Raw genomic sequence first — 12295 nt, 5'->3', positions numbered from 1 at the left:
GTGGCGGGCTGTGATCTCAAACTTCCTTTGTCGAGCGTTCGCCGAGCATCGCACCGGTTTCAGCATCCACCGCCACCATGCTGACATCGTAGCCCCAAAGGTTTCGGATATGGCGCAAGGTCGAGTCGCGGCTTCCGCCCTCGAGCATGAGACCATTCTTCACCGTGTGCTGAAGCCTCAGACGCCGATCGCCCAGGAGATCGACGTCAATCACCTGGATGTCGGGCCGGCTCGCTCCCACGTCGTAGCTTTGAGCAAGCGCTGACCTTATCTTGGCATAGCCTCGCTCGTTGTGGATCGACGCGACTTCGTAGTGCGGCTCGTCGGCGTTGTCGGCCAGCATGAATAGCCGCCACTTCCGGATCAGAGCCGGGCTCAGATATTGGCGGACGAAGGATTCGTCGCGATGGTTGGCCCAGGCATCGAGCAAGGTATCGCGCCAGTCGCCGCGGCCGGCTATGTCTGGGAACCAGTCGCGGTCCTCTGCAGTCGGCGCGGTGGAGATGCGCCGGATATCCTGCATCATGTCCAGACCAAGCGCATAGGGATTGATGCCGGAATAGCGGGGGTCGTCATAGGCCGGTTGGAAGATGACGTTCGAGTGGTTGCGCAACATCTCGAGCATGGCGCCCTCGCTGATGCGGCAACGGTCGAAAAGCGTGTTCATGAGCGTGTAATGCACGAAAGTGGCGCAGCCTTCGTTCATCACCTGGGTTTGCCGCTGCGGATAAAAATACTGCGCAATGATCCGCACGATCCGGATGATTTCGCGCTGCCAAGGCTCAAGGACGAGGCTGTTCTTCTCGAGGAAATAGAGCAGGTTTTCCTCCGGAAGTTTGAGCGACTTCTTCCGCTCTGCAAGGATTTGGTCGGTGGCGTCCTGCTTGCTCTTTCCCGGCGAGGGCGGCAGCGTTCTCCAGAGATCGTTGAATGAACGCTCCTCGTATTCGAGGCGTTCGTGCAGCCCCTCGCGCTGCTGTTCCGATGACAGCTTCGGTGGCCGCCGGTAACGGAAGACGCCTTGCTCCATCAGCGCGTGGGCAGAATCCAGGATCGCCTCCACAGGGGTCACGCCATGCCGTTCCTCACATCGCGCTATGTAGCTCTTGGCAAAATCCAGATAGCTCAGGATGCCGCCGGCATCCGTCCATTGGCGGAAGAGATGATTGTTCTTGAAGAAATGGTTGTGGCCCAGTGCTGCGTGCGCGGTCACCAGGGCTTGCAGGGCCATGGTGTTCTCTTCCATCAGGTAGACGATGCATGGATTGGAATTGATGACCATTTCGTAGGCCAAGCCGCGAGCGCCCTTGCGGTAGAGAAGTTCGTCGTAGAGGAAACGTTTGCCGAACGACCAATGCCGATACATCAACGGCATGCCCAGAGATGAATAGGCGTCGAGCATCTGTTCAGAAGAAATGACCTCCATCTGCACAGGATAGATGTCGAGACCAAGCTCTTCGAGGCCGAGCGCCTCGATCTCCTCGTACACTCGCGACAGTTTCGCAAAATTCCAGTCCGACCCGGAAAACAGCAGTTCGGACGTGCACGCCTGACTGACCATTGCCGAAGTCCCTCACGCGCTCTTGCGTAGACCAGGCTGCCTGGCGAACAGCTGGCGGAAAACCGGATAAATGTCGGCCGGGGCGGCAATGCGCCTCATCTGGAAGTTTGGCCATTTGCCGTCGATGGCGTTATAGGCGCGCCAAAGCGATGTCCCGTTCTCGGTCGCGCCGAAAATGTGGCTTTCCCGTTCGTCGATGATTTCTACATAGGCGAAATATTGGCAAAGCCGCATGAGCTTGCGGTCGAGCAGCTCTATGCAACGCTCGGAGTCGCCGGCGAAGTTGTCGCCATCGGAGGCCTGGGCGGCATAGATGTTCCATTCGGCGACCGGATAGCGCTGCTCGATGATGCGGTGCATTTCCTCGAGGGCGGTGGAGACGACGGTGCCGCCGCTTTCCGTGCGGTAGAAGAAGGTATGTTCGTCCACTTCCTTGGCCAAATGGGTGTGACGAATGAAGACAATGTCGATGCGTTCATAGCGCCGTGTCAGGAAAAGGTGCAGTAGCACAAAGAAGCGTTTGGCCAGATCCTTCTCGCGCTCTCCCATCGATCCCGAGACGTCCATCAGGCAGAACATGACCGCGTTCGCATTGGGCAAAGGCTGGGGATCGAAGCGATTGAAACGGATGTCGACCGGATCGACATAGGCAATTCGCTTGCGCCGGCGCTCGAGCCGGTCAAGCGCCTCGCGCAGGGCGGCGATGCGTTCGCGCACCAGGGCGCTTGCCGGCTTGGCTTCCAGCTCGGCAATCTGGCGGGCGATCGCGTCGAGCTCCGCCTGTTTGGGGCGCCTGAGCGCGATGCGCCGCCCGTGGCTGTTTCGCATCGTGCGTCCGACATTTATGTTGGTCGGCGCCCCGCTTGCCGCGAAACCTGCCCGCCTCGGCTTGAAACTCAGTACCTGCTTGAGGTTGAGCTTGACCAGATCGGGTAGCTCGAGATCCTCGAAGAAAAGGTCGAGCACTTCCTCGCGCGACAGCACGAAACGAAAGTCGTCTTCGGATTCGGCGGTTCCCGAGCCCGATCCGTAGCCCCCGCCTCCGCGGCCGCCGCCCGGCTTGGGGATAATATCACCAGAGCTGAATGTCCGGTTGCCGGGCAGGATGTGGTGACGCCGGCCGCTTTCGCTGTCGTCGGCGAAGGTCGGTTCGCCAGTACCTTTGCGAGGGATTGGCACCGCATGCTGGCGGTCTAGTTCGGCGATGCTGCCGGTGCGGACCTTGTCGCGGATGCTGCGCTTGAGCTCTTCGCGCGCGCGTCTTAGAAAGCGCTGGCGATTGCCAAGGCTCTTGTCCTTCGGATTCAGGCGGCGGTCGATGAAGATCGGCATGGCACCGTTCGGGCGTCGCTCAACCCGCCTTGTTCACGCGCATGTACCAGTCGACCAGCCGGCGGACCTGCCGCTGCGTATAGCCGCGCTCCACCATCCGCTGCACGAATTCGTTGTGCCGCTTCTCCGTGACGCTGTCCTGCTTGGAGCCGAAGCTGATCACCGGCAGAAGGTCCTCGACTTGGCCGAACATGCGCTTCTCGATGACCTCGCGAAGCTTTTCATAACTCGTCCAGGACGGGTTGCGGCCATTGTTGCGCGCGCGGGCGCGCAAGGTGAATTTGACCACTTCGTTGCGGAAGTCCTTGGGATTGGCGATGCCGGCGGGTTTTTCGACCTGCGACAATTCCTTGTTCAGGACCTCGCGATTGAGGATCTGCCCCGTATCGGGATCCTTGTAGTCCTGATCCTCGATCCAGGCATCGGCGTAGGCGATGTAGCGATCAAAAAGGTTTTGACCGTATTCGCTATAGGATTCCAGATAGGCTTTTTGGATCTCGTGACCGATGAACTCGGCATAGCGCGTTGCGAGTTCCGACTTGATGAACTCGAGATAGGCGGCTTCCGTCTCCTTCGGGAATTGCTCGCGCTTGATCGCCTCCTCGAGGATGTACATCAGATGCACGGGGTCGGCTGCGACCTCCTTGGTGTCGTAGTTGAAGGTCTGCGACAGGATCTTGAAGGCAAAGCGCGTGCTGACGCCGGTCATGCCTTCATCGACGCCCGCGGCATCGCGATATTCCTGGACCGACTTCGCCTTCGGGTCGATCTCCTTGAGGTTCTCGCCGTCATAGGCGCGCATCTTGGTGTAGAGCGGCGAATTTTCGTGTTTGGCAAGGCGGGTCGAGACGGTGAAGCGGCTGAGAATGTCCAGCACCTCGGGCGCGCAGGGGCTGTTCGCCAGCTCGCTTTCGCGCAGCAGCTTCTCGTAGATTTGCCTTTCTTCGGTGACGCGAAGGCAATAGGGAACCTTGACCACGAGAATGCGGTCGAGGAAGGCCTCATTGTTCTTGTTGTTCTTGAATTGCTGCCATTCCGATTCGTTGGAATGGGCAACGACGATGCCCTGGTAGGGGAACGCGCCGAAATTCTCGGTGCCGTTGTAGCTGCCTTCCTGGGTCGCCGTCAGCAGCGGGTGCAGCACCTTGATGGGCGCCTTGAACATCTCGACGAATTCGAGCAGGCCCTGCGTCGTCCGGTTCAGGCCGCCGCTGTAGGAATAGGCATCCGGATCGGACTGGCTGAAGTTCTCCAACTGCCTGATGTCAACCTTGCCGACCAGCGCCGAGACGTCCTGATTGTTCTCGTCGCCGGGCTCCGTCTTGGCTATGGAAATCTGGCGCAGCCTTGACGGCAACAGCTTGACGACGCTGAATTTGGAGATGTCGCCGGACAGTTCGTCCAGACGTTTGGCCGCCCAGGGCGAGATCAGTCCGTTCAGGCGGCGGCGAGCTATGCCGTATTTGTCTTCCAGCAGATCGCCCATGCGGTCGGGATGGAAAAGGCCGAGCGGCGATTCGAAGACCGGGCTGATCTGGTTGCCGACCTTGAGCGTGTAGATCGGGCGCTGCTCCATTAGCTTCTTCAGCCGTTCGGCGAGCGAGGATTTGCCGCCGCCGACCGGGCCTAGAAGGTAGAGGATCTGCTTGCGCTCCTCGAGGCCTTGCGCGGCGTAGCGGAAATATCCGGCAATGCGCTCGATCGTGTCTTCCATTCCGTAGAAGTCGGAAAAGGAGGGATACACCTTGACGGTGCGGTTGGAGAAAATGCGGCCGAGCCGCTCGTCCTTGCTGGTATCGACCAGGTTTGGCTCGCCGATCGCCTCGACCATGCGCTCCGGGGCCGACGCATACATGGCCTTGTCCTCGCGGCAGGCTAACAGATACTGCTGGAGGCTGATCTCTTCCTGGGCCGCGTTGGAATAAATCTCCGAAAACAGATCGAAGACGTCTGATTGATTTTCGCGCATGATGCCTTTGCCTCGACAGGCTGCCAATCGGCTCATCCACTCATATTAACTGCCGGGAAGCATTGCGGTTCCCTTCACGTGAAGGAGAGCGCATGCAATGCGACATCGACCTCGGCGACTCGGTGCATTCGAGCCAGGCGATCCCGGCTCTGGGGCAAATTCAAGGCATTGCCGAAGAGAAGATCTATCCTTACTGACGTTCGCCGATATCCAGGACAAGCGCGTTGGCCTCATGGCAGCAGCGGCCATCCAGGATCTCCTGAAGTTCGCCAGTCGCCTGGCCTGTAGAGAAGCCGCGGATCAGGTTTGTCTTGTCCCACTGGCTTTAAGTTTGGCCTAGGGACGCGGGCGAGGCGGTTGGGTTAAGACCGCTGGAAGGGGTCGGAACAAGAGCAGTGCGAAATCGTGCGCTAAGGGCGAACGGATCATGAACTCTACTGTAGTCCGGCTGTGCAGCATCCGATCCCTGTGGATTGCCATCGCAGGGCACCAATTTTGATTTCGTCGCCCGTCCGACTCGACAACGCTCCCGGCAGATTAGTCGTGGATGGAGTTGCGCGATGGGTAAACGGAGGCTTCTCAAGGTTCGGGATCGACAGAGACTTTTCGATATACCAACCGATGAGGACGGCCTCATCCGACACTATTCGTTGTCGTCGACGGACAGGCTTGAGATTGGACTTCGCAGACGAGAACACAATCAGCTCGGATTCGCTGTTCAGCTCTGCCTGATGCGATATCCAGGCAGGGTGTTGGCGACCGATGAAACTCCGCCTCGTGCAATGCTAAAGTACGTTGCTGAGCAGATTGGCGCCGACGGTGGAAAGTTTGCGCTCTATGCACGCCGTGAAGAAACGCGTCGCGATCACATTGCTCGCTTGATGGTTTATCTGGCCGCGCGGAGCGCGACGGGGCAAGATCGTAGAGCTGCGCTGTTGGCTGCAATTCAGGCGGCCACGATGTCCGACGACGGTGGGGCGATAGCGAGTGCTACTGTCGCCATGTTTCGTGACCACGGATCTCTTCTGCCGTCAATCGACACGATCGAACGGATCGGTCTTGCCGCCCGCGCCATTGCCCGTCGGCGGGCGGAGAGAACGCTGATCGAAGAAATTTCGGTCGATACGCTTCAATCATTGGATAAGCTGTTGGAAGTTGACCCGGCCATCGGCCAGACGCGCTTTCATTGGCTGCGATCAGCGCCGGATGCGCCAGGTGCGTCAAACCTGGTCGGGCTGACCGAACGGATCGCCTTCCTGCGCAAGCTAGAAATCGAACCGAAATTGCAGATGCGCATATCGTCTGGACGGTGGGATCAGATGATCCGTGAGGGCAACGCCACACCGGCATGGCTGGCCAACGACTTCAATGCCAGCCGTCGACACGCGCTGATCGTGGCGCAGATTATCAAGCTCGGCCAGAAGCTCACGGACGATGCAGTGGCGATGTTCATCAAGCTGACAGGCCGGCTGTTCTCGCAAGCCAACAACCGCAAGAAGCAGCGACACATGGACTGCAGGCCGGATACCGCCAAAGCGCTACGCATGTTCCTGGACACGATCACAGCCCTTCAGTCCGCGAACGACTATGGCCGGAACGCATTGGAGGTTCTCGATCAGGAAGTTGGATGGCACCGGTTGCTTCGGATGAAGCCTGAGCTTGAGTCGATGGTCGAGGACAACGAGGCGTCGCCTTTGACCTTAGCGGCCGAGCAATATGCGACCGTCAACAAGTACGCCGGTGCGTTCCTGGAAGCGTTCACATTCCGCTCAGCGCGCCGCCACGATCCCCTTCTTGCGGCGATTTCGCTGCTGAAACGGCTCTATGCCGAGAAGCGGCGCACCCTTCCGGATCGCGTCCCGGTCACCCACCTCAGCCGAGGTGATCGACGGCTAATTCTCGGGCAGGACAAGCCCGATCGCCGTCTCTATGAGATTGCAACGCTCGCGGCTTTGCGAGACCGGCTTAGATCCGCGGACATTTGGGTCGATGGCAGCCGATCCTTCCGACCGATCGACGAGCACCTGATGCCGCGGTCAACGTTCACAATCCTGAAAGATGAAGGTCGCCTCGGACTTGGTGTCCAAGGTGACGGCGCGGCGTGGCTTGCCGAAGCGCGGCAGATGCTCGACTTCAACCTGAAGCGCCTGGCACATAGGGCACGATCCGGGAAGCTCGACGGTGTTCGTCTCGAAGGTGGAACGCTTATCGTCACACCAACAGCGGGCGAAGTTCCCGCAGCAGCCGAGGATCTGAATGCCGAGCTCAGCGAGCGCTATCCGTTGATCGAGGTGCCAGATCTCTTGAGGGAGGTGCATGAATGGACCGGGTTTGCGGATTGCTTCACCCATGTTCGCACGGGTGACACTCCGAGGAATGTCTCGGCCATGCTGGCTGGCGTACTGGCCGATGCAACCAACCTCGGTCCGAAACGGATGGCCAGTGCATCCAAAGGCATCAGCGCTCACCAGATCAGTTGGATGCGTACTTTCCACGCCCGGTCGGAGACCTACCGAGCAGCCCAGGCCTGCGTGACGGACGCACACACCCGCCATCCGCATTCCCGCCTTTGGGGCAATGGCACGACGTCGTCATCTGATGGCCAATTCTTCCGAGCAAGCGACCGCGCCGCAAAGCGCGGAGATATCAATCTACATTACGGCAGTGAGCCCGGATCGAAGTTCTACAGCCATCTGTCAGATCAGTACGGCTACTTCAGCATTCTGCCCATCAGCCCGACCGAAAGCGAGGCGGCCTATGTGCTCGATGGGCTATTCGATCAGGATACGGCCCTCGACATCCAGGAACACTTCACCGACACCGGCGGCGCGAGCGATCACGTCTTTGGCCTATTCGCTCTGATCGGCAAGCGGTTCGCACCGCGACTGCGCAATCTCAAAGATCGGAAGTTCCACACGTTCGAGAAAGGCGATGCATACCCGGCGCTGTCAAACCACATCGGGGCGCCGATCAACACCACCCCGATCCTCGATCACTGGGATGATCTGCTTCATCTGGCGGCATCGATAACCACCCGTGCCGTTGTGCCCTCGACGATCTTGAAGAAGCTCTCGGCGTCACCGAAGGAAAGCCAACTGGCCAAGGCTCTTCGGGAACTCGGCCGCATTGAGCGCTCGCTTTTCATGATCGAATGGTACTCGAGCTCGACATTGCGCCGGCGTTGCCAAGCCGGCCTCAACAAGGGCGAGGCAGCGCACAAACTCAAACGCGCAGTCTTCTTCCATGAGCGTGGGGAACTCCGCGACCGGTCGTTCGAAAGTCAGGCATTCCGCGCATCGGGCCTCAATCTTGTCGTCAGCGCGATCGTCCACTGGAACACGGTCTATCTCGACCGCGCGGTGACAGAGCTCAAACGAGCGGGAAGGAACATCCCAGATAAGCTGTTGAAGCATATCTCGCCGCTGAGTTGGGAGCACATCAACCTGACAGGTATCTACACCTGGGACAGTGAGCAACATCTCCCGGAAGGCTTCAGGTCGCTTCGCCTCCCGGCTGGGCTAAGGCTTGCCGCATAACGTTCCTGCTCCGTTCGACCTTAGCGTACGATTTCGAACTGCTCTTGTTCCGACCCCTTTCTGAATGAGTATCTACGTCTCCGGCTGCGTCAGAAGCAGGTGGTCAGTTGCTGGCGGGATCTTATCGGAAAAGAGAAAGGTCGCTGGATCAAGTTTCAACGCCTTGGCGATCGCGGCAATCGTGTCCACGCTGATGTTGCCGCTCGCGCGCTCCAGTTTCATGTATGTCGCCTCCGCCACGCCGATGAGCTCAGCCATCTCATAGCGGTGCAAAGTACGTCGCTGTCGCTCAATGTCGATGATGTGCGCCAGCCGTTTGCGGATCGCATTGTCGTCCAACTGATGCGCCCATTCGGGAACCTTCTTCCCGCCGGCGAGCAGTCCTGCAAAAGACACTTGTAAGCCGCTTGCCATGATCTGCAGCGTCGTCAGCGTGACATTGTTTTTCTGACGCACGGTCTGGATGTAGGTTCGATAGGCCAGTTTTTCGCCCTCGGCGGTCCGAAACAGCTCGGCCATGTGCATATGGGATAGGCCGCGTTTGGCTCGCTCCCGCTCAAGCGTCAGGGCAATGTTGGTGCGCAACGGGTTGTTGACCACGCCCGCGTCGTCTCGTTTCATAAATCGATGTAGTCGCACAAACCTGCCTTTTCGATCTGTCCTTTTTCGCGCGGATCATCCATAGTAAACTGTCAAAATCCGCAGCGAGGAAAAGGCTATGACCATACTGAAATTCCTTTTGGTGGGTGCCGTCGCCATCGTGGGCGCCGCGACTCTTCCATCCCAATCGAAAGCGTCGGAATCGGGCTGTCAGGTCCTCCTATGTCTTTCCGGCGACTGGCAGGGTACCCCCTCGTGCCACCCGCCAATTTACAAGTTGATTGCGGCTATGGAAGCCCCGGGTTTTGACTGGCCGACGTGTCCGCAAGCCAACTCCAGCGCCGCGAGCTTCGAGAAGTATGAGGATTGTCCGCCTGGCTGGCAAGCAGTCGGCGGCAACGACTTCAACCGGCCCGGAATGGGGCAAGAACGCAACATCTGCCGCATCGCGTCCGACAGGCTAACATTGTATGTCACTTTCATGAATAGCCGCCTCGGCCAGAATCATGACGGATCTCGGCAGGCCCAAATTGAAATCAACGGTAAGTTGGTGACGGCAGAAATCCAGAGCACGGGCAACGGTAGAGGGCATTCCGCTGGTAATGGTCCCACCTACTTCACCATCTCTCGGCAGAAGCGAGAAAAACCCTGGTTCATCGAGTATGACGATGCGAACGGCATACGCCAGAAAAGCTGGTTCAATCTCAACATGCCATAGGCAAGCGATCACGCAGGACGGGTCGCTATGAGGGTCACAATTCAGGGAGGTTTGTAGTGTTCAAGGTGCTTCTCCTGTCCACTGTGATTTTGAACACAGGCGCTGTGTTGACAGCGGCTGGTCAGAGCGACAAGCCGCGATCAAACGTGGACAATCCTATGTGGCCCGCTTCACTAAAATGGGACTGCAACACAGCTGCCAAAATCGTGTGCGAGCGTGATGGCGGTTGCTCAGTGGCTGGGGACCACACTGGATTTGTGCTGAACTACGGCAGCAACGAAGCTGAGTTTCCGGCCAGCAATGTCAGGATCAAACGCCACTATCAACAGACCGTGCAGGGGAGCCCTTTGCAGCAGGAAGTTAAAGTTGAACTGGCCGACAATCGCGTTCTTTGGCTGACGGCCGTGGATGCCAGCCGCACTTATTCGCAAGCGTGGGTCGGCGCATTGAGCGAGTTGAAGGGTGGCGCGGTACTCATGGAATCCGAGGGAGTTTATTGCATGCCGCACAAGTGAGTGCGCTAAGAGGGGAGGCGAGCGAAGGCCGATATGGTCTGACTTGGGACGCGGCGATTTAGAAGAGTTCAGAGTCTTCAGCCCAGTTTCAATCAGGCGGTGAGGTGATGTTGATTAACATTGATCTGTCGAACCTGAGAGTTAGAGAGGAACATTACTGATACAACACTGATTGGTGTGCATCGATTGCAATCAGCAAAACTTCGCAATAATCGCCATTCAGACTTTAAAATATTAGGAAATATCAACTTTGATTGATGAAAGTCGAACAATTGGCAGACTGGAATTTGTTGGAACTTATTCGCGACCCTTTGATTGCGCGGACGAATGATTAAACAGGCGGGAAATGCGGCTTCAACGCCGCTTGAGACGAGAGCGTTCCTAAACTCACACATTGTCGGATTGCTCGCTCGATTACCCAGCTGCAAACTTCAACCAGGCGCTTCAGATGCCGCCCATGCAGAGGTATTTCATTTCGAGGTAGTCCTCGAGCCCGTGGCGCGAACCCTCCCGCCCGATGCCGGACTGCTTCATCCCGCCGAAGGGTGCGGCTTCCGACGACATGCGTCCGGTGTTGATGCCCACCATGCCATATTCCAGGGCCTCGGCCACACGCCACACACGCTGCAGGTTCGAGGCATAAAAGTAGGCGGCCAGGCCGTAGATCGTGTCATTTGCCTCGTGCACGACCTGATCCGCATCGTCGAAGCGAATGGTTGGGGCCAGCGGCCCGAATGTCTCCTCCTGTGCGCAATCGTCATCTCGCTGGAGACTTGAGTGAGGACCGTCGGTTGGAAAAACGTGCCGTCCTTGCCAATGCGTTTGCCCCCGCATCGAATTGTACCGCCTTTGGCGACGGCATCGGCGATATGTGATTCGATCTTGGTGAGCGCCTGCCTGTCGATCAGCGGGCCAATGGCGACACCTGGGTTGAAACCGTCACCCACCTGAAGCTGGCGAACCCGTTCCACGAATTTTTCGACAAATTCATCGTGAACGCCCGATTGGACGTAAAGGCGGTTCGCGGAAACGCAGGTCTGGCCGGCGTTGCGGAACTTGGCCTGGATCGCACCGTCGACCGCCGCATCGACGTCTGCATCGTCGAAGACGATGAAAGGCGCATTGCCGCCGAGCTCGAGGCTGACCTTCTTGATCTGGGTCCGAGCACTGGCGCATGAGAAGCCGTCCAACCTCGGTCGAGCCGGTGAAGCTTGCGGACCTTGGGGTTTGTGCAGAGTTCGCGTCCAACGGCATCGCCCTCGGACGCGTAGATCAGGTTGACCACGCCTTCGGGAAAGCCAGCCTGATGCGCAAGGGCGAACATTGCACCGGCAACCAGCGGCGTCTGTTCAGCGGGTTTCAGCACGATCGTGCAGCCCGCCGCCAAGGCCGGCGAGATCTTGCGCGCCACCATGGAAGCCGGGAAATTCCATGGCGTAATCGTGCCGACGACGCCGATCGGCTGCTTGATCACCAGCAAGCGACGGTCTGTCGATGGCGCGGAGATGGTCTCGCCCTAGATGCGATTGGTTCGCGCAGCCCTCGAGTGAATGGACGTGCGAGCTCTGCGGTAATGGGTCCTTGTTTGCCGGAAGGTATGACCACAACGCTTGGAGCGCCACTCTGCTCGGCGGATAGCCGCTCTACACGAGGCGGGGATCCCTACCTTCGCCTTTGTCGGCCCGCTCCTGCCGCACTTTGCGGAGAGGCCTGATCTGCTGGATCAATTGTTCGGCCGGCCGGTGGATGTCGGTGTGCGAGAAGTTTACATCGAGCACATCAACCTTAAGCAATATATTCGCGAGCGGATGAATCTCGTGCTTGCCGAGGAAGAGCCGCAGGTGCGCGAGGCTTACGTGCAGGCACGCGCGAAAGCGCATCGCGAGACGCTCGACGCAATCGTCGAGAAACTATTGGGCAAGCACGGGCTCAAATTGCGCTTCGACGAAGTCATCTACCACGACGAATTCCAGGCAAAGCACCAGAAGTGAGTGCCGGTGTCCCTTCGGGGCCACCCAAGCTGCTTGCTCGCGTTTCGGCTAGGCGCGGCGGGCAGGTCCTAGT

8 protein-coding genes and 1 pseudogene are annotated in these 12295 nt (G+C 58.5%); 4 read left to right on the top strand and 5 right to left on the bottom strand.

Annotated features, from left to right (window positions below):
- Positions 1-16: 16 nt before the first annotated feature.
- From ACLGL5_RS00260 to ACLGL5_RS00250, 3 genes are read right to left on the bottom strand one after another with little or no spacing between them, the layout of a single operon-like run.
- A complete protein-coding gene (locus ACLGL5_RS00260) occupies positions 17-1561 on the bottom strand; it encodes a SpoVR family protein (protein ID WP_019863755.1) in 1545 nt (514 codons plus the stop codon).
- A 12-nt stretch (positions 1562-1573) separates the two neighbouring features.
- A complete protein-coding gene (locus ACLGL5_RS00255; RefSeq protein ID WP_494372706.1) occupies positions 1574-2893 on the bottom strand; it encodes a YeaH/YhbH family protein in 1320 nt (439 codons plus the stop codon).
- A gap of 19 nt (positions 2894-2912) precedes the next feature.
- The gene (locus ACLGL5_RS00250; protein ID WP_019863758.1) at positions 2913-4862 is read right to left on the bottom strand and encodes a PrkA family serine protein kinase; all 1950 of its coding nucleotides are present in this window, start codon (positions 4860-4862) and stop codon (positions 2913-2915) included.
- 560 nt (positions 4863-5422) lie between these two features.
- On the opposite strand from ACLGL5_RS00250, the gene ACLGL5_RS00245 reads away from it, so the two are divergent.
- Positions 5423-8398 carry a Tn3 family transposase gene (locus ACLGL5_RS00245; protein ID WP_494372705.1) on the top strand — a complete coding sequence of 992 codons (2976 nt, stop codon included), beginning with the start codon at positions 5423-5425 and terminating at the stop codon, positions 8396-8398.
- Between the two features lie 72 nt (positions 8399-8470).
- Here the strand turns inward: ACLGL5_RS00245 and ACLGL5_RS00240 are convergent, their stop codons facing one another.
- Positions 8471-9019, bottom strand: a complete 549-nt coding sequence (locus ACLGL5_RS00240; RefSeq protein WP_032920940.1) for a helix-turn-helix domain-containing protein — start codon at positions 9017-9019, stop codon at positions 8471-8473.
- Positions 9020-9116: 97 nt separating this feature from the next.
- Between ACLGL5_RS00240 and ACLGL5_RS00235 the strand changes: the two genes are divergently transcribed.
- The gene (locus ACLGL5_RS00235; protein WP_494372704.1) at positions 9117-9716 is read left to right on the top strand and encodes a hypothetical protein; all 600 of its coding nucleotides are present in this window, start codon (positions 9117-9119) and stop codon (positions 9714-9716) included.
- Positions 9717-9772: 56 nt separating this feature from the next.
- A complete protein-coding gene (locus tag ACLGL5_RS00230) occupies positions 9773-10231 on the top strand; it encodes a hypothetical protein (protein ID WP_019863847.1) in 459 nt (152 codons plus the stop codon).
- A gap of 444 nt (positions 10232-10675) precedes the next feature.
- Here the strand turns inward: ACLGL5_RS00230 and ACLGL5_RS00225 are convergent.
- Positions 10676-11747, bottom strand: a pseudogene (locus ACLGL5_RS00225) (NAD-dependent succinate-semialdehyde dehydrogenase); the annotation flags it as partial.
- Between the two features lie 94 nt (positions 11748-11841).
- Between ACLGL5_RS00225 and ACLGL5_RS00220 the strand changes: the two are divergent.
- Positions 11842-12222, top strand: coding sequence for a hypothetical protein (locus tag ACLGL5_RS00220; protein ID WP_019863848.1), 381 nt, complete (start codon positions 11842-11844; stop codon positions 12220-12222).
- Positions 12223-12295 lie beyond the last annotated feature (73 nt).

The organism is Mesorhizobium sp. U510, from assembly GCF_059180695.1.
This window is presented reverse-complemented; position numbering and strand designations above follow the sequence as displayed.

Coding starts and splice junctions, on each gene's coding strand:
- ACLGL5_RS00260 (WP_019863755.1), bottom strand. CDS start 1,561: ATGGTCAGTCAGGCGTGCACGTCCGAACTGCTGTTTTCCGGGTCGGAC.
- ACLGL5_RS00250 (WP_019863758.1), bottom strand. CDS start 4,862: ATGCGCGAAAATCAATCAGACGTCTTCGATCTGTTTTCGGAGATTTAT.
- ACLGL5_RS00235 (WP_494372704.1), top strand. CDS start 9,117: ATGACCATACTGAAATTCCTTTTGGTGGGTGCCGTCGCCATCGTGGGC.
- ACLGL5_RS00245 (WP_494372705.1), top strand. CDS start 5,423: ATGGGTAAACGGAGGCTTCTCAAGGTTCGGGATCGACAGAGACTTTTC.
- ACLGL5_RS00240 (WP_032920940.1), bottom strand. CDS start 9,019: ATGAAACGAGACGACGCGGGCGTGGTCAACAACCCGTTGCGCACCAAC.
- ACLGL5_RS00255 (WP_494372706.1), bottom strand. CDS start 2,893: ATGCCGATCTTCATCGACCGCCGCCTGAATCCGAAGGACAAGAGCCTT.